Annotated in this window: 23 protein-coding genes, 1 tRNA gene and 1 pseudogene; 21 read left to right on the top strand and 4 right to left on the bottom strand. The window is 38.2% G+C overall.

What is annotated here, in order from left to right; translation table 11 throughout:
• The 4 genes and pseudogenes from pflA to A5868_RS06395 all read left to right on the top strand — a co-directional run.
• Window positions 1-403: pseudogene (gene pflA, locus A5868_RS06380) on the top strand (pyruvate formate lyase 1-activating protein); the annotation flags it as partial.
• Window positions 404-570: 167 nt separating this feature from the next.
• On the top strand, window positions 571-1,500 hold the full coding sequence (locus tag A5868_RS06385) for a manganese-dependent inorganic pyrophosphatase (protein ID WP_010780924.1): 930 nt from the start codon (window positions 571-573) through the stop codon (window positions 1,498-1,500).
• Window positions 1,501-1,601: 101 nt separating this feature from the next.
• Entirely contained in the window at window positions 1,602-2,402 is an 801-nt protein-coding gene (locus A5868_RS06390; protein ID WP_086304282.1) for a DUF1803 domain-containing protein, read from the top strand.
• Window positions 2,403-2,405: 3 nt separating this feature from the next.
• Window positions 2,406-3,263 (top strand): alpha/beta hydrolase, encoded by an 858-nt coding sequence (locus A5868_RS06395; protein ID WP_086304280.1) that lies wholly within the window; start codon window positions 2,406-2,408, stop codon window positions 3,261-3,263.
• A 2-nt stretch (window positions 3,264-3,265) separates the two neighbouring features.
• Here A5868_RS06395 and A5868_RS06400 read toward each other — a convergent pair whose 3' ends face one another.
• The gene (locus tag A5868_RS06400; RefSeq protein ID WP_010780921.1) at window positions 3,266-3,820 is read right to left on the bottom strand and encodes a DUF2179 domain-containing protein; all 555 of its coding nucleotides are present in this window, start codon (window positions 3,818-3,820) and stop codon (window positions 3,266-3,268) included.
• 422 nt (window positions 3,821-4,242) lie between these two features.
• Here A5868_RS06400 and glgB point away from each other — a divergent pair, with 422 nt between their 5' ends.
• From glgB to A5868_RS06465, 13 genes are all read left to right on the top strand, one after another.
• On the top strand, window positions 4,243-6,144 hold the full coding sequence (gene glgB / locus A5868_RS06405; RefSeq protein ID WP_086304278.1) for a 1,4-alpha-glucan branching protein GlgB: 1,902 nt from the start codon (window positions 4,243-4,245) through the stop codon (window positions 6,142-6,144).
• Window positions 6,145-6,182: 38 nt separating this feature from the next.
• Window positions 6,183-7,328, top strand: coding sequence for a glucose-1-phosphate adenylyltransferase (locus tag A5868_RS06410; RefSeq protein WP_044926495.1), 1,146 nt, complete (start codon window positions 6,183-6,185; stop codon window positions 7,326-7,328).
• On the top strand, window positions 7,315-8,463 hold the full coding sequence (gene glgD, locus A5868_RS06415; protein ID WP_010780918.1) for a glucose-1-phosphate adenylyltransferase subunit GlgD: 1,149 nt from the start codon (window positions 7,315-7,317) through the stop codon (window positions 8,461-8,463). The genes A5868_RS06410 and glgD overlap by 14 nt, the downstream gene beginning before the upstream one ends.
• Window positions 8,464-8,465: 2 nt before the next feature.
• Window positions 8,466-9,893 carry a glycogen synthase GlgA gene (glgA, locus tag A5868_RS06420; protein ID WP_086304276.1) on the top strand — a complete coding sequence of 476 codons (1,428 nt, stop codon included), beginning with the start codon at window positions 8,466-8,468 and terminating at the stop codon, window positions 9,891-9,893.
• Window positions 9,894-10,026: 133 nt separating this feature from the next.
• Window positions 10,027-12,465, top strand: a complete 2,439-nt coding sequence (locus tag A5868_RS06425) for a glycogen/starch/alpha-glucan phosphorylase (protein WP_086304274.1) — start codon at window positions 10,027-10,029, stop codon at window positions 12,463-12,465.
• The gene (locus A5868_RS06430) at window positions 12,446-14,278 is read left to right on the top strand and encodes a glycoside hydrolase family 13 protein (protein ID WP_086304272.1); all 1,833 of its coding nucleotides are present in this window, start codon (window positions 12,446-12,448) and stop codon (window positions 14,276-14,278) included. The genes A5868_RS06425 and A5868_RS06430 overlap by 20 nt, the downstream gene beginning before the upstream one ends.
• A gap of 90 nt (window positions 14,279-14,368) precedes the next feature.
• Entirely contained in the window at window positions 14,369-14,974 is a 606-nt protein-coding gene (locus tag A5868_RS06435) for a hypothetical protein (RefSeq protein WP_010780914.1), read from the top strand.
• 59 nt (window positions 14,975-15,033) lie between these two features.
• Entirely contained in the window at window positions 15,034-15,219 is a 186-nt protein-coding gene (locus tag A5868_RS06440; RefSeq protein ID WP_010780913.1) for a hypothetical protein, read from the top strand.
• 47 nt (window positions 15,220-15,266) lie between these two features.
• Window positions 15,267-15,350 (top strand) — tRNA-Leu (locus tag A5868_RS06445).
• Window positions 15,351-15,585: 235 nt separating this feature from the next.
• A complete protein-coding gene (locus A5868_RS06450) occupies window positions 15,586-16,410 on the top strand; it encodes a helix-turn-helix domain-containing protein (RefSeq protein WP_086304270.1) in 825 nt (274 codons plus the stop codon).
• 77 nt (window positions 16,411-16,487) lie between these two features.
• On the top strand, window positions 16,488-17,633 hold the full coding sequence (gene nagA, locus A5868_RS06455; RefSeq protein WP_086304268.1) for an N-acetylglucosamine-6-phosphate deacetylase: 1,146 nt from the start codon (window positions 16,488-16,490) through the stop codon (window positions 17,631-17,633).
• A gap of 119 nt (window positions 17,634-17,752) precedes the next feature.
• Window positions 17,753-18,472, top strand: a complete 720-nt coding sequence (locus A5868_RS06460) for a gamma-glutamyl-gamma-aminobutyrate hydrolase family protein (RefSeq protein WP_086304266.1) — start codon at window positions 17,753-17,755, stop codon at window positions 18,470-18,472.
• A 148-nt stretch (window positions 18,473-18,620) separates the two neighbouring features.
• On the top strand, window positions 18,621-19,322 hold the full coding sequence (locus A5868_RS06465; protein ID WP_086304264.1) for an ABC transporter ATP-binding protein: 702 nt from the start codon (window positions 18,621-18,623) through the stop codon (window positions 19,320-19,322).
• An 88-nt stretch (window positions 19,323-19,410) separates the two neighbouring features.
• Here the strand turns inward: A5868_RS06465 and A5868_RS06470 are convergent, their stop codons facing one another.
• Complete coding sequence (locus tag A5868_RS06470) at window positions 19,411-20,004, bottom strand: FUSC family protein (RefSeq protein WP_010780908.1); 594 nt, start codon at window positions 20,002-20,004, stop codon at window positions 19,411-19,413.
• Between the two features lie 97 nt (window positions 20,005-20,101).
• Window positions 20,102-21,061: a Gfo/Idh/MocA family protein gene (locus A5868_RS06475; RefSeq protein WP_086304262.1), complete on the bottom strand. Its 960-nt coding sequence runs from the start codon at window positions 21,059-21,061 to the stop codon at window positions 20,102-20,104.
• A 221-nt stretch (window positions 21,062-21,282) separates the two neighbouring features.
• Here A5868_RS06475 and A5868_RS06480 point away from each other — a divergent pair, with 221 nt between their 5' ends.
• From A5868_RS06480 to A5868_RS06495, 4 genes are read left to right on the top strand one after another with little or no spacing between them, the layout of a single operon-like run.
• Window positions 21,283-21,816 carry a hypothetical protein gene (locus tag A5868_RS06480; protein WP_010780906.1) on the top strand — a complete coding sequence of 178 codons (534 nt, stop codon included), beginning with the start codon at window positions 21,283-21,285 and terminating at the stop codon, window positions 21,814-21,816.
• 16 nt (window positions 21,817-21,832) lie between these two features.
• The gene (locus A5868_RS06485; RefSeq protein ID WP_086304260.1) at window positions 21,833-22,615 is read left to right on the top strand and encodes a M15 family metallopeptidase; all 783 of its coding nucleotides are present in this window, start codon (window positions 21,833-21,835) and stop codon (window positions 22,613-22,615) included.
• A 9-nt stretch (window positions 22,616-22,624) separates the two neighbouring features.
• The gene (locus tag A5868_RS06490) at window positions 22,625-23,239 is read left to right on the top strand and encodes a glycoside hydrolase family 73 protein (RefSeq protein WP_087654092.1); all 615 of its coding nucleotides are present in this window, start codon (window positions 22,625-22,627) and stop codon (window positions 23,237-23,239) included.
• Window positions 23,240-23,277: 38 nt separating this feature from the next.
• Window positions 23,278-23,964: a hypothetical protein gene (locus A5868_RS06495; protein WP_010780903.1), complete on the top strand. Its 687-nt coding sequence runs from the start codon at window positions 23,278-23,280 to the stop codon at window positions 23,962-23,964.
• Window positions 23,965-24,038: 74 nt separating this feature from the next.
• Here A5868_RS06495 and A5868_RS06500 read toward each other — a convergent pair whose 3' ends face one another.
• Window positions 24,039-24,773 (bottom strand): HAD family hydrolase, encoded by a 735-nt coding sequence (locus tag A5868_RS06500; RefSeq protein ID WP_086304258.1) that lies wholly within the window; start codon window positions 24,771-24,773, stop codon window positions 24,039-24,041.
• Between the last annotated feature and the right edge of the window lie 55 nt (window positions 24,774-24,828).

A 24,828-nucleotide genomic window follows, 5' to 3' on the forward strand; every position in this document is an offset into this window, starting at 1 on the left:
TGAAGAATTAATGGAATACACTGATTTAATTTTATTCGATATTAAACAAATTGATAATCAAAAACACAAAGAGTTAACTGGTCACACCAATGACAATATTTTAGAGATGGCGAAATATCTTTCAGATATTAATAAGCCTGTTTGGATTCGACATGTATTAGTACCTTTTAGAAGTGACTACGACGAATTTTTAATTCGATTAGATAAATTTATTAAGAGCTTGAATAATGTTGATAAAGTAGAAATTTTGCCTTATCACACGATGGGTAAGTATAAGTGGGAAGAGATGGGACTAAAATATCCCTTAGAAGGCATCGAATCACCAACAGATGATCGTGTAGAAAATGCAAAAAAATTATTGCATACAGAGGATTACAAAGGCTATTTAAAACGTAAAAATTAGATAACTTGAAGGGAAAGGACAAGAGAAATTGTTGTCCTTTTTATTTATGTAAATAGTTAATAGATTGAAAATTACAGGTATTATTTTTGAAAAAGGCAGCATCTGGTTGCTCTTTTGCTTTTTTTTGATATGATAAAGAAGAACCTATTTAAAGGAGCGAATCAACTATGGGAAAAGTTTTAATTTTTGGACATCAAAATCCGGATACAGATGCAATCGGAGCAGCGATTGCTTACGCCAACTTACAAAAAGAATTAGGTGTCGATGCAGAAGCAGTGGCGCTAGGAACGCCAAATGAAGAGACGCAATTCGCTTTGGACCACTTCGGTTTGACGGCTCCTCGTGTGGTAGAAAAAATGGCAGTTGAAGCAAGTGACGTTATGCTAGTCGACCATAATGAATTCCAGCAAAGTGCCGCTGATATTGAAGAATTAAATATATTGGCAGTAGTGGATCATCACCGGATCGCAAATTTCCAAACAGCAAATCCTCTTTACTACCGTGCGGAGCCTGTGGGCTGTACATCTACGATTGTTTTAAAGCTTTATAAAGAAAACAATATTGCTGTTCCAGCGAAAATTGCAGGTATGATGTTATCAGCAATTGTATCTGACACGTTGCTATTCAAATCACCAACATGCACGCAAGAAGATATTGATGCAGCTAACGAATTAGCTGAAGTTTCAGGAGTCGATTTAAATAGTTATGGACTTGACTTATTAAAAGCAGGAACGAACTTAGGCACTAAAACAGAAGCAGAATTGTTAGACTTAGATGCTAAGTCATTCCCGATGGCTGACAAAACAGTTCGTATTGCTCAAGTAAATACTGTTGATCTTGCAGAAGTGTTTATACGTCAGGAAGCGCTACGGGATGCTATGTTAGAAGAAAACGTCAAAAACGGATATGATCTATTCTTATTGCTTGTTACGAATGTATTGGATTCTGATTCGGAACTTTTGGTAGCAGGAGAGCCGAGAGAAATGGTCACAGAAGCATTTCAGGTGAAGCTTGAAAATGACCGTGCTTTCTTACCAGGAGTAGTATCACGGAAGAAACAAATCGTTCCTCAATTGACGGAAGCATTTGAAAAATAAATTAACGTATGTAAAGTGGACTTTTGTAAGTCCACTTTTTTGTGGAAATTTTCAAATAGGAATATAATCATGGAGATATCCATTCAAGAAAGTAGGAAGCTATGCAAATCTATACAAATAATAGAAAGACGGAACAAATAGTTGGGCAATTAGAAGTAAAGAAATTACTCAATTATTTTGAGCAATTACATGAACCCGTGATTTTAAGAGAAATCCGGAAAAAATTCCCTGATATGAAACATTTGGATAAGCATTTGGATTTTTTAATTGATAATGGTTTTATTTCAAGGAAAGATCGGCGATATTATTTTCGTTTAGAGATAACAAAGGAGTATCCGTTAAATAAAGAAATCAATGACTTTATTCAGGAATATGCAACCAAGTTCTCAAGAGAAGAACTTTTGGTTTGGCTGGGAGAAAATTTTTGGAGTGATGAAGTAGATAAGGTTCTTGCAGTGGATTTTCCGATGCCAACGCGTGAAAGGTTAGACAGTAAAAACGTTCGATTAGTGACTATTAATCGTGGTGGAGAGTTGCCAGAAACATTACCAAACTATTTTGAGCATATCGACCAACCTGCACTATTTCCAAATTTAGCTAAATTAATCGGAGACGTTCATGCTGAATTTTTTACAAATCAATTGGAGTTGATTCTTGAACGAGTAATTTCAGGAAAAAAACCGCGTCGCGATTCAATTTTTCTTCAAAGTCTATTAACAAGTCAAACGATAACTTCTGATCCTGACTGGCAAGTGATTGTGCCGGTGTTTGAGAACGTTCCTTCAGTTCCTTTTCCAGCAGAAATGACTAAGGACTTGCAATTTTTCTTTGCGCGTCAACTAGCGGATTCTTTATTGAAGGAGCAAAAAAGTTTTACATATTTGATAAAAAAGAGGTCCTGATCCATGCAGCGAATCATAAAAGGCATCATTTTAGTTATTAGCTTCTTATTGGTTTTCGGAGGCATTTATTATGCGAAGTTCCGATATTTTGGACCTGGAACCTTGCCTAAGCAGAAAGACGTTCATTATTCCAATGTACCAACAGTCTTTATACATGGTTACGAAGGAAACTCTTTTTCGTTTGGTCCATTACTTCGTCAACTTGAAAGAGACAACATTGCAAAACGTGAAATGACGATTGTTGTTCAGGCGGACGGCAAGTTGTCTGTAGAAGGCAAGTTAAAGAATATGAATGATAATCCGACAATTATGGTTCTTTTTTCAAAAGATGTTCCAGATGAAATCACTCAAAGTCAATGGATTGATAAAGTGATGCGCTATTTATACGAACAAAAAATTACGAGAGTAAACTTAGTGAGCCATTCAATGGGAGGTGTCTCTTCTCTTCGATACTTGTTGGAATATGCAGGAGATAGAACGCCTTCAGTAGAAAGGTTTGTCGCAATTTCGGCACCGTTTAATGATCTAGAAATTGCTGAAGATACAGAGGATGTATTTGCTTATGAAATGACTGATGGGGGGCCCACTGGCGAAACCCCGATTTATCAATACTTTGATAAGGCGATGAATAAACTGCCGTCAAATTTAAACGTGTTAAGCGTCGCTGGAGATTTAGGCGACGGATCCGCTAGCGATGGCTCCGTTTCGACACATAGTGCATTTGCGTTACGGTTACTATTTAAAAAGCATGCTAAAAGTTATCAAGAATTAATTGTGAAAGGCGCAGGACACTCATCAATTACGAAAAGCGCGGAGTTGAAAAATGAATTGATCCGTTTTATTTGGAAAAAAGCAGTATGAAGTTAAGGCTTCATGCTGCTTTTTTGACGTTTACGCACTTTTTTTGTCCAAAATCCGCCAGAAATATATTTGGGTTCGTAGGAAATGATAAAGGCTCTGTCTTCGACTTCTTTTATCAACGCATAGAGGGTTCGTTCTGTTTTACGAGGCGATAAGATTTCAAGAACCATTCGTCCACCCTCTAGTCCTTCACCGTAGGATTGTGTGACCCCATAGCCGTTGTTACGAAGAATACGTGGTAAGCTCGCTTCTTGGTCTGTATTTGTCGGCAAAATGACAGTAACCATAATATAGCCAAGTGCTAACTTGTCTTCAATCTTGATCCCGACGCTTATGCCAATAGCATAGCCTAAAGCGTAAGTAAGTAAATTAAGAGGATTGTCTAAACGGTTCAATACCATCGACAGTCCAAGAATGTAAATCGTGATCTCAACCATACTCATCAATGGGGCCAATACTCGGTAGCCCTTCATCGTGAGCATAAATCGAAGGGTGTTTAAGGTGACGTAGGAAAAGTTGATAACAAAGATCATCAGCAGCATTTTTATGTCAATCATTATAAAACCTCCAAATTCATGTGATTTATTCTATAGTCAATCATTTATCCAATTCTTTTTTCTATGGGTACTAGCCTAACGATTATTTTTCTAAAACGCAAATAGAAGGAAAAAAAGATTAAAATCTTTTTTTGTTAGTGGTCAAAAAAGCGAAAAATATATATAATGATTGTTATTTTTTGGAGAAAAATTGAATTATTTTAAGGAATTGAAATTTTTGTCTTCTATTTTAATTCTTATTATAATATAATATTAGGTAGGGACATTTAATAATGTGGAGTCAGAATAATAGAACGCTTAACGAGTTGTTTGTTAAGTCTTTGTGTTATTATAATAGAACAAAGAATGTTTTTATTATTAGACTTTGCACATCGAAATGTAATCTAAGGACGCTTCGCCGTTCATTTGAAAAGGTGGTTCTCATGGAAAATTATAATCAAGTTGGAACGCAACATGTGGAAGATGCTAAGAGAACATTTTTGTCTGGCGAGAATTTTTATGCGCAACATTTATTAGGAGCGCATCAAGTGCAGGACGGCTACGTTTTTCGAGTATGGGCACCCAACGCATTAGCAGTATCTCTAGTAGGTGATTTTAACGATTGGCAAGATCTCCCGATGAAGAAAGACGAAGATAGTGGGATTTGGGAAGTGTTCACGAACAGTGCGAAAGAAGGAGAATTGTACAAATTCAAAGTGCAACAGGCAAATGGTCGAGAAATTTTAAAGATTGATCCTTTTGCTGTTCGATTTGAGAAAAGGCCTGGAGATGCCGCAGAACTATATACTTTCCCTGAAAAAAAATGGAAAGATGGTCTTTGGCGAGGGCGCAGTAAGCGTTCCAATGCTTTTAAACGACCTATGAGTATTTATGAGGTTCATGCGAGTTCTTGGAAGCATCACGAAGACGGCACCCCTTATAGTTTCACGGAGTTAAAAGAGGAGCTCATCCCATATTTAGTTAGCATGAATTATACTCACATTGAATTTATGCCGCTAATGGAGCATCCGTTAGGCAGATCTTGGGGATATCAATTGATTGGGTATTTTGCGTTTAGTTCATATTATGGTTCACCAGCAGAATTTCAAGATTTTGTCGAAGCTTGTCATCTAAATAACATTGGTGTATTCGTTGACTGGGTACCTGGTCACTATTGTATCAACGATGACACGTTGCCTTATTACGATGGCACCTCTCAATTTGAATATACGGATTCTGATCGGGCGAAAAACAATCGTTGGGGTTCGATTAACTTTGATCTCGGGAAACCACAAGTTCAAAGCTTTCTGATTTCCAGTGCAATGTTTTGGATCGAGATGTTTCATATTGACGGCTTTCGTGTGGATGCGGTCTCCAGTATGATCTATCGGGACTATGATGACGGTCCATGGACGCCGAATCATGAGGGCGGAAATCGTAATTTTGAAGGCTATTATTTTCTACAAAAATTGAATGCTGTAATTAAATTAGCACATCCCAACGTAGTGATGATCGCGGAAGAAAGCTCTTCTGAAACTCCAGTGACTGGCATGATCGAAAGCGGTTCTTTAGGCTTTGATTTCAAATGGAATATGGGATGGATGAACGATATTTTGCGTTTTTATGAGATGGACCCAGTATACCGAAAAGACAATTTTAACTTGATTACTTTTTCATTCATGTACATGATGCAGGAGAATTTTATATTGCCGCTGTCACATGACGAAGTGGTTCATGGTAAAAAGAGCCTGATGCATAAAATGTGGGGAGATCGGTACAAGCAATTTGCCCAGTTAAGAAATATGTACACGTACTTCATGACCCACCCAGGGAAAAAATTAATGTTTATGGGTGGTGAATGGGGGCAGTTTCTAGAGTGGAAGTTTGACGAAGGTTTAGAGTGGGAAGATTTGAAGGATGCGAAGAATCATTCAATGTTGCAGTTCACTTCAGAACTAAATCATTTTTACAAAAAACAAACGGCTTTATGGGAAATGGAAGATTCCTATGAAACAATTGAAATTATTGATGCAGATAATACCGAGGAGTCCGTTTTGTCATTCATTCGCAAAGGAAAACGAAAGAAAGATTTCTTGATTGTCATTTTGAATATGACCCCAATTGAACGTAGAGATTTTCGTATCGGTGTTCCATACCCAGGAGCTTATACTGAAGTTTGGAATACAGAAATGGAAGAATTTGGCGGAACATGGACAAAACACAACGCAGATTGTCAAAGTGAATCAATTGAATTTAAAGAGTACGGACAGTCGATTAAAACGACAGTCCCTGCCTTAGGAGCAATTATTTTAAAACCAGAGTCAATTAATATACGTAAGAAATAGAGGGGAGGTCGATGAAGGAAAGTCCTTCATCAAATAAAATGAAAACAGAGATATTAGCAATGATTTTAGCCGGCGGGAAAGGTTCTCGCTTAGGCAAACTTACACAAAAAATTGCAAAACCTGCTGTCCCTTTTGGCGGTCGCTATCGGATTATCGATTTTACATTAAGTAATTGTATCAATTCAGGGATCAACAATGTCGGTGTAGTAACACAGTATCAACCACTCGCACTAAACAATCATATTGGCAATGGTTCCAGCTGGGGGTTTGATGGACTTAATTCTGGCGTCACTATCCTACAGCCGTATTCAAGCAATGATGGAAGTAAATGGTTTGAAGGAACAGCGCACGCTATCTATCAAAATATGGATTATATCGATCAAATGGACCCGCAATACGTTCTGGTATTATCAGGGGATCATATTTACAAAATGGATTATGAGTCTATGTTGGAGGATCATAAAGCAAACAATGCTTCATTGACAGTTGCTGTGATCGAAGTCCCTATTGATGAGGCTTCCCGCTTCGGTATCATGAATACGGATGATAACGATCGGATTATTGAGTTTGAAGAAAAACCGGAGGAGCCTAAGAGTGACTTAGCTTCGATGGGTATTTATATCTTTAACTGGAGTCGTTTACGGAGTGTCCTGTTAAACAGCTATAAAAAAGATGATCAAATGTTGGATTTCGGTAAACATGTTATTCCGGCGTATCTCGAAAGCGGCGAAAATGTTTTTGCCTATCGTTTTGACGGTTACTGGAAAGATGTCGGTACCATTGATTCGCTTTGGGAAGCAAGTATGGAATTTATCGATCCGGGTCATAGCCTAAATATTCGCGATAAAAACTGGCGTATTCTAGCAAAAAATACAATTTCTCCACCACATTTCTTGACGGAAAACGCAGATGTAAAGAACTCATTAGTTGTTGATGGCTGTTATGTCGCTGGTAAAGTGGAGCATAGTATTTTGTCGAACGATGTTCAAGTCAAAGAAGGTGCAAAAGTCATTGATAGTGTAATCATGCCTGGTGCAACAATTGGCAAGAATGTACAAATTACGAAAGCGATCATCGGAGAAAATGCAATTATCGGAGACGATGCTGTCGTTGATGGATCAGATGAAATCGCGGTTGTGGGATATTCAGAAGTGATTGGAGTGTTGACAAGTGAGAGCGAATAAAATGTGTGCCATTATGGGGAATGTATACGAATGCCCAGAATTATTACCTTTAACTGAAAAAAGACCACTAGCAACGCTGCCTTTCGATTGCAAGTATCGTCTGATCGACTTCAATCTGTCGAATGCAATTAATGCCAATATTAAATCTGTCTATATGGTCTTTAATCAAGGAACAACAAAATCTGTTTTCGATCATATTGGCGGTGGCCGTGAATGGCATTTGGATAGTGTTGATAGTCGCTATTTTATCCATTTTTATCAGGATTTCTTAAAAAAGAAAGCAGAAGGTCGTCCGTACTTTGAATCTGTAATCGACTATTTGAATAAGTCAAAATCAGAATATACCGTCTTTATGGGGAATCGTATGCTCTGCAACATCGACTTAGAAGCAGTGCTGAAAATTCATCAACAAAGCGATAGCGTTATGACCGTCGTCTATAAAAAAATGTCCAAAGATCATATTTATCGACAAGATGAAATCATCGAAGTAGATAATCATGGGATTGTCCAAGGACATCATAATTTCTTGGAAGACACGACTGGGGACGAAATGCTGAATCTTGGCATGAAGATATTTGTCTGTCGGACGGATTGGATGATTGATGCATTGAATGAAGGGCAAAAAAATGGTGGTCCAGTCGCTATTTTAGACTTTTTGACAATGATTATGAGTAAAGTGAAAACCTCTGCTTATGAATATACGGGTTATTTAAGTAATATTTTTGATATTAAATCTTATTATGATGCGAATATGTCAATGCTTGATCCTAAAAAATTCACTTCATTGCTTTATTCAAAACAAAAAATCTATACAAAATTAAAAAATGAGGTTGCAACGTATTATTCACCTTCATCAGAAGTAACGAACAGCCAATTTGCAACAGGGTGTATTGTTGATGGAAAAGCCCACAGCTCTCTTTTTTCTAGAAGTGTGGTAATTGAAAAAGGTGCTGATATTTCAGATTCAATAGTTATGGCCAGTTGTACTATTCGTGAAAATGCGTTCATCAAACACGCAATTTTGGATAAAAATGTCGTAGTAGAGTCAGGCGTAAAAATCATCGGTTCAGCTGAAAAACCTGTAGTAATTAAGAAAAATACACACGTATTAAGCGATGTATACGGAGGCGAATAAGCTTGAGAACATTATTTGTAGCAGCTGAATGTGCTCCTTTTTTCAAAACAGGGGGATTGGGTGACGTTGCAGGGGCTTTGCCAAAGGCGCTGAAAGAAAAAGGAACAGATATAAAAGTTGTACTGCCATTTTTTACAAAGATGGCCCAACGGTATAAAGAACAGATGCAAGACTTGTTTTCATTTGATGTACACGTTGGTTGGCGCAAACAATATTGTGGTGTGAAATATCTTCGCTTGAATGAGATCGATTATTATTTTCTAGACAACCTTTATTATTTCGACCGTCCAGAATTATACGGGTATTTTGATGACGGAGAACGCTTTGCTTTCTATCAACAAGCGGTGATTGAATTAATGGAAAAAATCGACTTTATTCCTGATGTGATGCACGTAAATGATTATCACACCTCGTTCATTCCTTTTTTATTGAAGGAAAAGTATCGCTGGATACAGAAGTTCAGTGACATACGAACAGTCTTAACAATTCACAATATTGAGTTTCAAGGTCAATATGGCCGCGAAGTCTTGTATGATTTATTTGATATGGGAGGCGAGCGGTACGACGATGGAACCATACGTTTTAATAATTGCGTGAATTTTATGAAGGCAGGGATTCTTTATGCGGATCGCGTAACGACAGTTAGCCCTTCTTATGCTGAAGAAATTAAAACACCTGAATTCGGAGCGGGTTTAGATGTGATTTTACGCATGGAAAGCGGGAAGCTGCATGGAATATTGAACGGTATTGACTACGAAGCATTTGACCCAGCAACTGATCCAGCTCTTTTTGCTAATTATGATAAAAATCATTTGGATAAAAAGATTGAAAACAAAGTACAGCTGCAAAAGCTGTTAGAATTGCCTGTTCGACCAGAGGTTCCTGTGATAGGTATCGTGAGTCGTCTAACGTATCAAAAAGGGTTTCATCTGTTATTGCAAGAAATGGAAAACCTTATGCAGTTCGATGTGCAATTAGTGTTGATCGGGACGGGAGATCCAGATTTTGAAAATCAGTTTGTTCATTTCGGTGAGAGATATCCTCAAAAAACCAGTATTCATATAGCCTTTGATGTCACGTTGGCTCAAAAAGTGTATGCAGGGGTGGATATGTTCTTAATGCCGTCAGCATTTGAACCTTGCGGATTATCTCAAATGATCTCTATGCGCTATGGAACTTTGCCAATCGTACACGAGATCGGCGGATTAAAGGATACAGTCCAGCCGTACAATCCAATAACAAATGAGGGAACGGGCTTTGGATTTAATGATTTTGAATCGTTCTATCTGATGAATGCGATGAAACAAGCTATTACTCTTTATCAAGAACATCAAGATATTTGGAAAGAGTTGATGGAAGAAGCGATGACTCGAGATTTTAGCTGGAATGAATCCAGTAAACAATATTTAGAACTATACAAGCAAATGTAGGATTCGAAAAAGCCAGAATCTAAAGCCTTAGGCTATGGATTTTGGCTTTTTCTATCATTGTTTCGTTGAAATGATGTATTGTAGATAGTAATTATTAGTCAATTTTATGAAAGCATAGGTTGGAGATGAGAAAATGAATAAAATAGAATTTAAAAAGAAATTCAGTCGTCGTTTGGCAGAAAAATTCGCCATGGATGTCGCAGATGCATCACCAGATGAATTATATCAGACCCTAGGCTCATTGATGACTTCAGAGTATTCCCAAAGCTGGCAGCAAACATGGAAAGATTATCGTGAAGCGGAACAGAAGCAAGCGTACTACTTTTCGATCGAGTTCTTGCCAGGGAAGATGCTAAAAAGCAACCTTTTAAATATGGGCTGGTTAGAGATGGTGAGCGAAGGATTAGCAGAATTAGGCATTCATTTAAATGATTTGGCGGAAGTAGAGCCTGACATGGCCCTCGGAAACGGCGGTTTAGGTCGTTTAGCTTCATGTTTTATGGATTCCATCGCGTCAACTGGATTACCTGGAAATGGGAACGGTATTCGCTATGAGTATGGTCTATTCAAGCAGCGTTTTGTTGATAATTATCAGGTTGAATTGCCAGATGAGTGGCTTCAAAAAGGAAACTTATGGGAAGTTCGAAAAGAGAGCAAAGCAGTAGATGTGCGAATTGGCGGAGATGTTTACTTAAGTCCAGATGAATACGGCAATCTGACACCTATTTATCAAGATGGCATGCTTTTAAGAGCCGTTCCTTACGATACCGGAATGGTTGGTTATAAGAATGACATTGTGAATACAATGCGCTTATGGTCGGTTGAAATTCCGCCAGAAGAAGAGGATCGCTATCGTAGTATTGAAGATCGGCGTGCAGTAGAGGACCTCACTTCCGTTTTATACCCGGATGATTCTAGTGAAGCAGGGAGAAAACTGCGCTTATCACAAGAGTATTTCTTTGTATCAGCCGGTGTTCAAAGTATCTTGCGTTATTACAAGCAACTGAAAAAACCAATGGATAAAATCAATCAATATATTGCGATCCATATTAATGATACCCATCCAGCGATGTGTGTAGCTGAGTTTATGCGGCTTTTGATTGATGATGAAAAACTAGGTTGGGAACGTGCTTGGAACTTAACCCAGGAAGTAATGAGTTACACCAACCATACAATCATGGCAGAAGCCTTGGAGAAATGGTCAATCGGTATGATGAAAAGTGTTTGTCCTAGAATTTATCAAATCATCGAAGAAATTGATCGACGCTTTGTGGAAGAAATGACGGGGGTCCATGACTTTGATTTAATTCAGCGAACCAGAATCATTCAATGCGATCAGGTACACATGGCCCACCTTGCAATCATCGGTTCTCACTCAACAAATGGTGTAGCCAAATTGCATTCAGATTTATTGAAGTCAGTAGTTCTGCACGATTTCTACCGTATTTATCCAGCTCGTTTTAATAACAAAACAAATGGTATCGCTATGCGCCGCTGGACACAGCTTGCTAATCCGACGATGAGCAAAGTGTTAGACGATACAATTGGAGATTCTTGGCGAGAACAGCCAAAGAATCTACGCTTACTTTTGAATTATGAAGAAGATGATCAAGTGCTCGAAGCTCTAGCATCAGCAAAATTAGAGAATAAAAAACGCCTGGCCAGCTATATTCAGGAACACTGTAATATTGAAGTGAATCCTCATGCGATTTTTGATGTCCAAATTAAACGATTGCATGCGTATAAGCGACAATTGTTGAATTTACTCCACATCATAAAACTATATTTGGATCTTAAGGAAGATCCAGAGAGAGCGATTGAACCCCGGGTCTTTATTTTCGGAGCAAAGGCAGCACCTAGCTACCATTATGCGAAGTCTGTTATCAAGGTCATCAATGAGGTCGCTAGTTTGATTAATCAGGATACTACGATTAAAGATAAACTAAAAATAGTCTTTTTAGAAAATTATAACGTTAGCTTAGCTGAGCGAATTATTCCGGCAGCGGATGTGAGTGAGCAGATTTCATTGGCCTCAAAAGAAGCTTCAGGAACCTCAAATATGAAATTGATGCTCAATGGCGCAGTGACAATTGCTACGCTGGATGGCGCAAATGTCGAGATTCGTGATGCAGTGGGAGATGAAAATATCGCTATTTTTGGATTGACGGAATCGGAAGTTTATCAATACTATGAAAATAAGAATTATTCAGCGACGAATATTTACAAAGAAAATGCCAATGTACACAAAGTAGTGAAGGCATTAATCGATGGAACAATTCCAAATATATTCGCAGAGGGTCAAGAGATATTTGATTCACTCATTAAATACAACGACGAATTTTTTGTACTACGCGATTTTGAAGATTACTGTCTGGCACAAGAATCGATTAATGAGGCGTATAAAGATAAACGCCGCTGGCAAAAAATAAGTCTAAATAACATTGCTCATGCCGGACGTTTTTCTTCAGACAGTACTGTCCAGCGTTATGCAGAAGACATTTGGCAAATTGAACCCGTTTTTGCTCACGAAGATGATCGAGGAGTGATCCAACATGACTCATATTTACTTTAATTCTTGGCTAGAAAGATATAAACGACCTTTTGGGGCTGTTCAGGAAGGGACAAAAGTCGATATTTGGATATCCGTCCCAGAACAAAAACAAGCAAAAGTTTTTTTGATCGTCCGTAAAGAAGGAAGTTCTGCAGGACAGAAAATTTTCCCTATGGAGGCTGTTCCCGAGGATCGATTTCACTTTCAAACAACAATGGACCAAGGCTGGGGACTGTATTTTTACTACTTTAAAATCATTCATGAATCTGAAGGGTACGAAACTGTTCAGTATTATGGATTCAATGGTAACGGTGGTGAAGGGCAAATTTATGGGGCGGAGAATGAGGTTATTCCTTACCAGTTGACTTGTTATCAAAAACCAGAGACAGCTCCTAACTGGTATCGCGACGCTGTTTTCTATCAAATTTTTCCCGATCGTTTTGCAAATGGGAACGCAGATCGGAAAATCAATCAGCCCAAAAAAAATTCATTCATTTATGGAACAGAAGAAGATACGCCCTATTACATTAGAAATGAAAAAAATGAGATCGTGCGATGGGACTTTTTTGGCGGTAATTTTAAAGGAATTGAAAAGAAAATACCCTACTTAAAAGAATTGGGAATCACTGCGGTATATTTAAATCCAATATTTGAAGCAACGTCGAATCATCGCTACGACACAAATGATTATTTCAAAGTAGACAGTGTTTTGGGGACAGAGGAAGATTTTCGTAGTTTAATAGCTGCTCTGCATACAGCAGGGATTGCGATTTTGTTGGACGGTGTTTTTTCCCATGTAGGAAAGGACAGTTTGTATTTTAACAAGTCTGGTTTTTATGGCGAGACTGTAGGAGCTGCTAAAAATCCCGACAGTAAATACTTTGATTGGTTCACTTTTAATCATTATCCAGACGATTACAAAGCATGGTGGGGGGTGGCTGATCTTCCAGAGGTGAAAAAAGAGAATCCTCATTTTCAAGAATTCATCTATGGTGATTATGACAGCGTCCTGTCTAAATGGACATCAATGGGCGTGGATGGCTGGCGTTTAGATGTGGCGGATGAATTAACAGATGATTTCATTGCAGGCATTCGTAAAAATCTCTTGGCATATCAAGAAAAAGTTCTAATAGGTGAAGTTTGGGAGGATGCGTCGAATAAGGTTGCTTATGATACGCGGAGAAAATATGTTTTTGGCGATCATTTGCAAGGGGTCATGAACTACCCGTTACGTCAGCAAATTTTAGATTTACTAAAACATTCACGATCATTGAAGGATATTTGCGAAGAAATGGTGCGTTACCAAGAAAATTATCCCGTTGATTTCTACTACAATCAATTAAACAATATTGGCACACATGATACTGAGCGTATTTTAACTATGCTGAACGGTTCTGTTGAAGCAATGGATCAGGCATGGGGACTAATGTTTATGATGCCAGGTATCCCTTGTGTTTACTATGGAGACGAAGCTGGTTTGACAGGAGGGAAAGACCCAGACAATCGTAAGTTTTTCCCTTGGCAATCGATAGACTCAAATCTATTTAAAAACTGTCAAAAATGGGTAGAAAGAAGAAAAAAATATGATGTTTTGAAAAAGGGTCATTTCTTCCCGTTCTATTCTCAAGCGCAGCAAATTTTTGGGATCATTCGCTATTTGGATCATTCGTATGTAATTTATGCACTTAACTTATCCGAGCATGAGCAGCACATCAAAATAGGAGAATTATCAAGTCCTCTTGCGTATCAAGGAGATTATGAAGTGCTCGATCGTATTCTAGAGGACGAAGTATTGGCACCAAATGGAAGTTTATTTGTCTCCGGTTCAATCTGATAGGTACAAGTTCTTGTTAGTCATAATTTAAAAGCATTTTTTTAGTATTTGTGCTAAACTATGCTATATCAGAACAATAAGGATGATTTTATGCAAACGTATAGCAGAAAAAAGAGTCGTTTTCCTGCATTTGATGATGAGGCAGGGGTCAAATTAGTTCAAACCAATCAGCGGGTATTGTTTGATGGTCAGGATGACTTAATCACGAGTTATCGATTAGAAGCAAAAGATATCTTTGAACGTCCAATTTCGAAAGTAAAACGTGTACGGCGTGTGAACTTAGATGAAGAACCACGCAGAGAACTCGATCATCATAAAGCGAATTTGCCGATGTATGAGAATGAACATAGAGAATCTAAAAAAGTGAATCTATTTGAAGAACGGAAGCCAAAAGAAACAGTCAAGCCTAAAGCTACGTTCAATTCTCGAAACGGACGCAGCGCAACACCCTTTGCTCCTAAATATGTCCCTTCTTCATTGATCCCTGATGAACCGGAAAATGCAGTTCACCCAAGGGAACTCATGCAGCGAATGGAAAAGGCAAAACAGTCGTATCTATTATTTGCATCTGAAAATGACGAAAAGCAGCCAGTGATTGAAAGAAAGAATTCTAGACAACGTTTAGATCGTTCTTTACGAGGCATTATGCAAGAGGACAATTCACAAATTGAAAACAGCAAATATTTTCATGATTAAGACAGAAGGTGCCTCCAGGCATTCTTCTGTTGTTTTACGATGATGGGAGAGAAGGAAACATGAATCCATTTGAAGAAAAAATTCGTCAATTGCGGGCTGGAGAAATTGAGAGATTTGAAGTTTCCCGGGAAGACTTTTTCCTATTCCGAGAAGTTTGGCTTAAACAAGAAGATAAAAAATTTTTTCGAGGAATTGCCGGACTTAAAGGAATGATCATATATGTATACGATACAACGATTGTTTAGACTATTGACTTTTTTATGCTGACTCGCTATCATAAGAAAGGCTCTATGCGGTGGTGTTGGAATTGGCAGACAAGCATGACTAAGGATCATGTGAGAGCAATCTCGTGTGGGTTCGAGTCCCATTCGCCGCATAAAAGGCAACAAACATTGTTTTTTACAGTGTTTGTTGTCTTTTTTTGTTTCCAAATTTGTATAGGCTATATACATGATGAATTAATTTATCTAAAAAAGGATGAATAGCTAATTTAAGATCATTTTGATTCACTCTGTTTATGGATTTCGAACATAGAAGTTGCTTGTAAAGAAGTCATCGTATAAAATTAAATTATTGAAAATGTGAATTTGCATATTTTGGAGGATGCGGCAATGGTAGCGATCGGTCAGGTCTTAAAGGAGTTCAGAAAAGAACACGGCATGACACAAAAAGATCTTTCTCAAGGAATCTGTTCCCAGAGTGTTTTGAGTCGAATTGAGAACGATGAAGAAATTCCCAATATTATTGTAATCCAGCAGCTTTGTCACCGTCTTGGAATTACCATTGACCAGTTGATGCTTGATTTTTTACCTGAGGAATTATTTTTGCGAAAATATTTTAACAAGATGTTTATGTATTTGCGCGTTGGGAAGTATCTTGAGATTCGAACAACATTAGATTATTTAGATGAACGCCAAATCACTCATCTTGATAAGGACCGTCAATTGGCTTGCTTTTTTAAAGGGGTTTGTGCCTATTTTATTGATGGTGACCCACATACTGCTTTGGAGAAAATAAATCTTGGCCTTTCAATTTGTGTATCCAAAAAATATGATGGCTATTTTGATAGTCGAATCTTACTGTTGAGTTTTGCTGGGAAGATGTGTTCTATTTTGGGTCAAATGAATGAGGCGCAAGGCTATTACAATCAAAGCTTTGAACTATTCCAAACGATGATGGCGGATTATTCGGAGCGAAGTGAATTAAGCAATCTTTTTGTTAATTATGGAACGTTTTTAGTTAAACAGGAACGTTTTGACTTGGCTGAGAAGGTCGTGGATATTGGGTTGAAATGGAATCGTCAGCAATGCAGCTATTATAAATTAAAAGAATTGGTCGAATTAAAAATTCTTATGTTGGAGGCACGAGATGACCTTCATACGGTAATCAATTATAGAAAAATGCTACGCGCTTTGGAAAAAATAAAAGATCTGTAAAATGGTCTACACCATTCTTGACTTATTGAGGATTCAGGAGTAACTTTAAGTTACTATGAAAAAAGGGAGAATTCACAATGAAAACATTTATTTATGCTGACAAATTCTTTTTAAACTCTGGTGTGAAGGGCACAGGCTATTTAGATGTCACTGATGGCATTTTTGGAACATATACGAAGGAAAAACCAGAAGGCGCAGAGATCATTGACCAAAGTGGAAAATGGATCGCTCCTGGACTTGTAGACACACATATTCATGGGTATAAAAACCACGATGTGATGGACAATGATGCTGAAGGAATCAAAGTGATGTCTGAAGCACTTCTATCTTGCGGTGTGACAAGTTTCTTGCCAACAACATTAACTTCTACAAAAGAGCGGTTGAAGGATGTTGCTGAAACAATCGGCAATGTTTATCAAGATGTCGAAGGTGCAAAAATACAAGGTATTTATTTTGAAGGACCTTTCTTTACAGAAGAACACAAGGGCGCGCAAAACCCTAGCTATTTTGGTGATCCAGATTTGGATACCTTCCACGAATGGCAGGAAGCTTCAGGCGGCTTGATCAAAAAAATCGCTTTAGCTCCTGAACGTAAAGGCGTCAAAGAATTCGTGAAAACAGTGACTGATGAAGGCGTAGTTGTTTCATTAGGACACTCAAATGCAACATTGGAAGAAGCGCAAGAGGCTGTTGAAGCGGGAGCAAGTGTTTTCGTCCATGCGTACAATGGTATGCGCGGTTTAAATCATCGTGAACCTGGGATGGTTGGTGCGTTATTAACCTTAGAGCATGTCTTTTCAGAGTTGATCTGTGACGGTCATCATGTTCATCCGCAAGCTGCCGAAGTGTTAATGGAAAAGGCAGGGCATGATCATGTGGCGTTGATTACTGATTGTATGATGGCAGGCGGCATGCCAGACGGCAACTACAATTTAGGTGAATTTCCAGTAGTTGTAAAAGAAGGAACTGCTCGTCTTGAATCTGGTAATTTGGCTGGTAGTATTTTGAAATTGAAAGAAGCAATCAAAAATGTCGTGGATTGGGATATTGCCACTCCAGAACAAGCGATTATGATGGCCTCTTATGTTCCAGCAGTAAGCTGTAAAATTGATGATAAATGCGGCATGATCTCCGAAGGCCGTGCAGCAGACTTTATTGTTTTAGAACCTAATATGGAACTTGCAGCGACATACTTAGATGGTAAAGAACGTTACCATGCTTAAAAAATAATTCCCTTACTCGATCGTCATCTGATGATCGAGTTTTTTTATGGTAAAATTTTTATCAAAGTCTTTTACTGTTTGAAGGTAACCTGAATGAAAAACATCATAGGAGGAATTTTATGAAACCAATAATCGGTGTGTTGCCCTTATATGACGAAGTACATGAAAGTATTTGGATGCTTCCAGGATATCTCAATCTCGTTGAAGAAAATGGAGGTATTCCGTTAATATTGCCACTTACAGCGAACAAAGAAACATGGCAACCTTTTTTGTCCCTATGCGATGGGTTTATTTTTACTGGCGGACAAGACATCGCACCTGCAAGATATAATGAAAAAACAACAGATGCTTGTGGCGAAGTAAATCAGCTAAGAGATGAAATGGAATTCCAACTTATGGAAGAAGTGATTGTGCGTGACAAGCCTTTTTTGGCTATTTGCAGAGGGGTGCAGTTGCTGAATGTCTTCCTTGGCGGAACTCTCTACCAAGATTTAATGAGCGATAATCCTCAAACGATGAATCTGGATCACCATATGGAAGCTCCTTATAATCGAACACAGCATCAAGTGGAATTAATTGAAAACAGTCTGCTTCATAAAATTTTAGAGAGACATTATTTAGGAGTAAATAGTTATCATCATCAAGCAATAAAGAAATTGGGGAAGGAATTGAAGGTAACTGCTTTATCCCCTGACGGACTAGCAGAAGGAGTGTTCATTCCTAAAGCAAGTTTTGCTTTAGGGGTCCAATGGCATCCTGAATTCTTTTCAGCAACAACATCGGTAAATCAGGCGATAATGAAAGCTTTTTTTGAAGCCTGTGAAAGAAAGCATTCCTAAACAACAACTCAATTTTAATTATTAAAATTGGGCGATTATTTTTGCTGGCTTATGGCATCCTTCGTTGGCTTTTGTTCGGGTTATGTTAAACTAAATGGAAAAGAAGCCGCTATTATGATTAGCGTGGAATAATGAGGAGGAACGCTGTGTGTCATATATTCAGGTGATTGATGAGAGTAAACATTACAAAATGGGCGAAACCGTCATCAAGGCCAATGAAAAAATAAATTTTTCAATTGAACGAGGTGAGGTAGCAGTCATTCTCGGCCCAAGTGGTGCAGGAAAATCGACTGTGCTTAATATATTAGGTGGAATGGATAATTGTGATGAAGGGCAAGTCATTGTCGATGGGACAGACATTGCTGCTTTTAGCGATAAAGAATTGACCACGTATAGGAGAAATGATGTGGGATTTGTCTTTCAATTCTACAATTTAGTTCCGAATTTGACGGCTAAAGAAAATGTTGAACTGGCTTCTCAGATCGTTACCGATGCATTAGAGCCTGAGTCAGTGTTGCATTCAGTTGGACTGGGGGAACGGATGGATAATTTTCCTGCCCAATTATCTGGCGGTGAACAGCAGAGGGTAACCATTGCGCGAGCATTAGCAAAGCGACCAAAACTATTATTATGTGATGAGCCGACAGGAGCGTTAGATTTTGAAACAGGAAAACAAATTTTAAAGATTCTTCAAGACACGGCTCGGGACAATGGGACAACAGTTGTGATCATAACGCATAATTCAGCGATCGCTCCAATGGCAGATCGTGTCATTCGGATCAATGATGCACGTGTACGCAGTGAAGAATTAAATGATGCCCCTCAATCAATTGAAGATATTCAATGGTAATTTTTCAAAACATAGATTTTCTACATGATCAACAAATTCTTTTTTATCCGGGACCATCCACTTAAGCGGATAAAATAAAGGACCAGACTCATTTAAGAGAATGGTCCTTTATTTGTTTTCGTACATCATAGAGCATTTTATTCAAGTCTGCTTCTTTTTTTCTCAGCTCCACTAAATCTTCTTTTATTTGTTTTTCCCTCTCATTTGATTGGGGTGTGATCGCACCATTCAAGGAAATGCCTATGATTGTTCCAATAAATGTATCCAAAACGCGATTTAGCGCGTAAAGAAAGGATTCCCCTTGAGGAATACTCAAAGCGATCAACAGCATGGTAGCGATCGCTGAAATGATTCCTGAGTTATTATTGATTCCGTCAGAAACTACGATGACTAAGATAACAAATAGTGGTAAGACAAATAATTCTACGAAAAATTCATTGTTAAAAAAGGCTTGTACGTAGTAGAAAATTAACGCCAATAATCCTCCTAACGAATTTCCTAAAACGCGTGAACGGCCAAATGATATACTGGTAGTCAAATCTTGACGCAGAGAAAAAACAGCAGCTAACGCGGCGATCAACGGTGATCCACGATCTGTTACGTGGAATAATAGAATGCACAGCATAACAGCTAATGCAGTTTTCATCGTTCGCATTCCTAAACGAAAACGACCAATATGCAATTTTCCCTCCCACTTTCTTTTCTTTATATCTAATAGTTTAGCCGAAATTTGGCAAAAAAACAAAAGGCATCTACTAATCAATGCCTTTTGTTCGAAATTATTTCTCTATTTGCCATTTTTGGTGCATCTGATCTAGAATGTCAATCACATCTTTCGTGAAAAAGAGGGACTTATTTGGTCTTTCTCCTTGAATCATTTGAACCATGTTCTCAATTTCATAGTTCATGGCATTACTGGTAAAGCCAGATTCAATCCATTCTTTTGTTCCATCGTTAAAAACTAGTTCCGCTTTATCAGCGCGTGGATAATCTTCGACAGTAAGGTAGCCATTTTCAAAAGCAACGATTCCTTTTTTAGGCATTTTCGCTTGGAAAGTTAAGCTGATCGAGGCAAGCTCTTGTTTCTCATTTTGTAAAATCGTTACCGATTGTTCATCTACACCCGTGGAAAAAGGAACCATCGTTGAGGCGATCACGGTTGGCTGCTCAGACATGAACCACCGTGCAAATGAAACGGCATAGGTCCCAATGTCCAGTAATGCTCCGCCGGCTAATTCTGGATTGAAAAAGCGGTTGGTAGGATCAGGATCTTTATAGCTTCCAAAAGGAGCCTGAATCATTTTTAATTTTCCTAATTTCCCACTGTCCATTAACGTATGAAGTTCTTGGTACAAAGGCATGTTAAAGATTGTCATTGCCTCTGCCAAAATCAATTGATTCTTTTCGGCTAACGCAATCGCTTCTTGTAGTTCAGCAAGGGTCATAGTGATCGCCTTTTCGCATAATACATGTTTTCCAGCCTCTAAAGCTTGAATAATATGTTGATGATGTTGGCGATTTGGCACAGCTATATATATAATAGAGATAGCTTCATCAGCCAACATTTCTTGATAACTACCATAAGCCTTCGCGATGCCATATTCTTTTGCAAATTTTTCTGCTTTTTCAAGCGTCCGTGAAGCACAAGCAGTCAAGCTGCTCGTAGTTTGATTAAAATTCTCAGCAAAATCGTGTGCGATATCGCCAAGGCCAACGATTCCCCATTGTAATTCTGTCATATTGGTCCTCCTAAGATAGTCTCTTTTTAATTTTGCAAGTTGAACTATCAATTAAATAAAGCCGTGTTCAACTTATTTTTTGATGAAGTGTGTATAAAAATAGAAAAAAGATTGAAGCTTTTCTCAAATTATAGCAGTAAATATTAAAATAGTTCAATCCATTTGCCAAAGTGGTGTATTTTTTCTGAAAAATCAGTAGAATAGATAAGGAGGGATTTTTCGTGAATCAAATTTATTTGGATTTAGTAATGAGTGCGATTTTTGAACAATTTCATTCAGAACAAGATTTTTATCAAGATTACTTAGGAGTCAATGACGTTCAATGGCAACAGTGGAAGGCTGGTCAGAACAATTTATCACCGGAAGCAAATCAAAAAATCAAAAACTTATTCAGTGATTATGAATGGATGTTAAGTCAAAAAGTCATTCGACAAACGTTTTTGTTCCCCGAAAAGCGCCCGACGGCAGTTGCCGAATATCGTGAGATGAAGACGATTATTGCGCAGCAGTGGATTGCCAGCGGATTGGCCCAAGTCGAAATGATCCCATTCAAAAACAAAAATGAAGAAGAGAATCATGATTATATCGATTTACGTATAACGATTGATTATGACAATTGGGGCTATAGTGATATACTGAGTTTTCGTTTGCCGGCACATATTCAAAATCAAATTGCCAGTGCACACAAGAAAACCGCACTGCTTGACTGGGTAAACGAAAAGTTAACGGAAACATACACGTCATTAGACGATTAACGAGAGGATTTTTAAATTGAAAAAAACAGTAGGACTACTTTCAGTTATAATTATGATCGGAATGACCGCGTATTCACTTTTTTATAGTGCACCTGCCGAGACAGATGCTCAAAAAGCGACGGCAACGACCTATTCATTCGAAAAGAAAACGGCTGCTAAGAAGAAAAATGCTGTGCAAAAAGCGTTGCCTGATTCTAATGCAAAAGATTGGAATCTTGTGTTAGTAGGCCCAAAAAATAAAATAGAGAATGAAGTTCCTGAAAGTCAGTTGGCTACATTATCAGATAACAGTCATCAAGTCGACAGTCGCATCGCGAAAGATTATGAAGCTTTTTCCGAAGCGGCAACAAAAGCAGGATTCCCTTTAGTCATCGTCTCAGCATTTCGTTCTGTGGAGTCTCAAAAAGAGGTTTTTGAGACAAATGTCAATGGATTGGTGAGTGGTAATGGGATGAGCGAAGAAGAAGCAACTGCGAAAACCAAGGAAACCATTACCGAACCTGGCTATAGTGAGCACCATACTGGTCTTGCAGTAGATATCGTCGATCAAAATTGGTATAACTCCTATTCAACTCAAGTATTAGATGCTTCTTACGGGGATCAACCTGGAGCAAAATGGATCGCTGAGAACGCACCAAAATATGGATTTATCATTCGCTATCCAAAAGATCGCCAAGACATCACTGGTATCACGTATGAGCCGTGGCATATTCGATATGTAGGCAAGGAAAATGCGGAATATATCACGGAACATCATTTAACTTTAGAAGAATTTTTGAAACAGTTATCAGCTAAATAAGGAGGCATTATGCCTAAGAAAAATTATAAAAAACGGAAGTCCAATCTATCGATCCCGCTGATTTTTGCGGGAATCTTGATTATTGGGGTAGCTTTCGTTTTTTCTTTACATTCACTATCAGATTTTGGCGTAGAGGATACTCAAAAGGAAGAAAATTTGTCTCGGCAAGAATTTGTTGAAAAGCTGGCACCACATGCGAAGGAATTGCAACAAGGCTATGGTGTCCTGCCAAGTATCATCTTAGGTCAAGCTATTCTAGAGTCTAATTGGGGACAATCACAATTGGCAGGTGAATACAAAAATCTATTTGGTATTAAAGCCTCTGGAAATCAACCAAAAATCAGCCTTGAAACAAAGGAATATATGAATGAGCAGTGGATTACTATCCAAGGAGATTTTAAAGTTTATTCTACATGGGAAGAATCCTTAGATGACCATACCATGCTTTTTGTAAATGGGACAAATTGGAATCCTCAACTTTACGCGGGTGTTTTAACAGCGACGGATTATAAACAGGCGGCTCAAGCATTGCAAACTGCTGGGTATGCGACAGATCCCGATTATGCAAATAAAATTATATCCGTGATTGAAACGTATAACTTGGATAGATACGATCATTCATAGTAAAATTAATTTAAGAAATACGTTAGGGAGATGGTTTAATGTCAGAAAACAATGTGCCTGAAATTATGACAGAATTACGGCAAGATATCGTACGTGTACCCAAAGTAATCAAGAAAGCTTCTGGAATAATCATTTTCGGTAAGAAAATCCGTTCAATTATTTTTACCACGGATATTGCAATCATTCGAAATACAGATGCGGACGCGGTCATTGCCGTCTATCCTTTTACGCCGCATCCGGCTATTACTAAGAGTATTATTGAAGCAGCAGATATTCCTGTCTTCTCTGGTGTAGCAGGAGGATTGACTCATGGCGCCCGGTCTGCATATATGGGGATGTTCGCAGAGTCTCAAGGAAGCTTAGGGGTTGTCGTAAATGGTCCAACGCCAGTAGAAACCATTGAAGCAGTGAACGATGTAGTGGATATCCCCGTTATTGCTACGGTAACATCAAAGTACTCTAAGATTGAAGAAAAATTGGCGGCCGGCGTTGATATTATCAATATCAGTGCTGGGAAAGAAACAGTCGAAGCAGTGAGACATTTTCGTCAGATGTACCCAGATCTTCCAATCATTGCTACTGGAGGTCCTGACGAAGAGACGATCGAAGCAACGATTACAGCTGGAGCGAATGCAATCACCTACACGCCACCATCAAACGGAGTCTTGTTTAGCAAGAAGATGGAGAAATACCGTAAGATGGAATACGACGAAGACCATCAATAAAAAAGAAAAGGATGTCGAAATCATAAACGGTTTCGACATCCTTTTTTATCTATTAGCTAATGTTTTGAGGGAAACTACGATGCAAAAATAGTTTTAAACGTTGGTAATAATTGATCAAATGATTTAAGTTCTATGTCTTGAATTTGGGTTGTTCCTTTTGGTAATTGTCGATTTCTATGGTTGAGCCAAAGCGATTGCCAGCCAGCACGTTTTGAACCAATCACGTCGTTGTTGAAATTGTCTCCGACATATAAAGAATTTTCAGGATTTAAGGAGAACTGCTTCTTGCCTAAATCGAAAATTTCAACGTCTGGTTTTTCATAGCCGGTCGCTTGAGAGATGATGATGTTTTCCTCATTGACCCAATTCAACAGACCTAATTGTAAAATCTTTTTGTATTGATGATCCGTTGGACCGTTGGTGATAATACTAACGGGTACTTTTTTTCTTTTTAAAAAATCCAGCGTTTTTTCAACTTCTTGATGCATGGTGATAGCATCTAACTCAGCCTCATAAACCTCTTGGAAATGCAGCGCTTCGTCATCAGTAATATGCGGATAATCCAAATCTTTTAATGATTGACTGATACGATGAGAACGCATATACTCCAGTGTCCATTCTTGAGTAATGACTTTGTTAAAGTTTGCATCACTATGCACACGAAAACGGGTATAAAGCGGGAGCATATCTTCTTCAGTAACTAAAGGAAACAATTTTTGGACTGCTTTTCGAAATGGTTCTTGTTGATCGTAAATTGTATCATCGATATCAAATACGACAGTTTCAATCAAATTCGACACGCCTTTCATTTTTCAGCAAATTTTCTGTTAATTACAGTAGCTATTTTAGTATAAAAAATTACAC

Origin of the sequence: Enterococcus sp. 12F9_DIV0723, from assembly GCF_002174375.1 — a bacterium.
In the GTDB taxonomy this organism is placed as follows: Bacteria; Bacillota; Bacilli; order Lactobacillales; family Enterococcaceae; genus Enterococcus_A; species Enterococcus_A gilvus.

Excerpts from the sequence above, each read along its gene's own strand:
- A5868_RS06385 (WP_010780924.1), top strand. The coding sequence starts at position 571 with ATGGGAAAAGTTTTAATTTTTGGACATCAAAATCCGGATACAGATGCA.
- A5868_RS06390 (WP_086304282.1), top strand. The coding sequence starts at position 1,602 with ATGCAAATCTATACAAATAATAGAAAGACGGAACAAATAGTTGGGCAA.
- A5868_RS06395 (WP_086304280.1), top strand. The coding sequence starts at position 2,406 with ATGCAGCGAATCATAAAAGGCATCATTTTAGTTATTAGCTTCTTATTG.
- A5868_RS06400 (WP_010780921.1), bottom strand. The coding sequence starts at position 3,820 with ATGATTGACATAAAAATGCTGCTGATGATCTTTGTTATCAACTTTTCC.
- glgB (WP_086304278.1), top strand. The coding sequence starts at position 4,243 with ATGGAAAATTATAATCAAGTTGGAACGCAACATGTGGAAGATGCTAAG.
- A5868_RS06410 (WP_044926495.1), top strand. The coding sequence starts at position 6,183 with ATGAAAACAGAGATATTAGCAATGATTTTAGCCGGCGGGAAAGGTTCT.
- A5868_RS06425 (WP_086304274.1), top strand. The coding sequence starts at position 10,027 with ATGAATAAAATAGAATTTAAAAAGAAATTCAGTCGTCGTTTGGCAGAA.
- A5868_RS06430 (WP_086304272.1), top strand. The coding sequence starts at position 12,446 with ATGACTCATATTTACTTTAATTCTTGGCTAGAAAGATATAAACGACCT.
- A5868_RS06435 (WP_010780914.1), top strand. The coding sequence starts at position 14,369 with ATGCAAACGTATAGCAGAAAAAAGAGTCGTTTTCCTGCATTTGATGAT.
- A5868_RS06440 (WP_010780913.1), top strand. The coding sequence starts at position 15,034 with ATGAATCCATTTGAAGAAAAAATTCGTCAATTGCGGGCTGGAGAAATT.
- A5868_RS06450 (WP_086304270.1), top strand. The coding sequence starts at position 15,586 with ATGGTAGCGATCGGTCAGGTCTTAAAGGAGTTCAGAAAAGAACACGGC.
- nagA (WP_086304268.1), top strand. The coding sequence starts at position 16,488 with ATGAAAACATTTATTTATGCTGACAAATTCTTTTTAAACTCTGGTGTG.
- A5868_RS06460 (WP_086304266.1), top strand. The coding sequence starts at position 17,753 with ATGAAACCAATAATCGGTGTGTTGCCCTTATATGACGAAGTACATGAA.
- A5868_RS06475 (WP_086304262.1), bottom strand. The coding sequence starts at position 21,061 with ATGACAGAATTACAATGGGGAATCGTTGGCCTTGGCGATATCGCACAC.
- A5868_RS06490 (WP_087654092.1), top strand. The coding sequence starts at position 22,625 with ATGCCTAAGAAAAATTATAAAAAACGGAAGTCCAATCTATCGATCCCG.
- A5868_RS06495 (WP_010780903.1), top strand. The coding sequence starts at position 23,278 with ATGTCAGAAAACAATGTGCCTGAAATTATGACAGAATTACGGCAAGAT.
- A5868_RS06500 (WP_086304258.1), bottom strand. The coding sequence starts at position 24,773 with ATGAAAGGCGTGTCGAATTTGATTGAAACTGTCGTATTTGATATCGAT.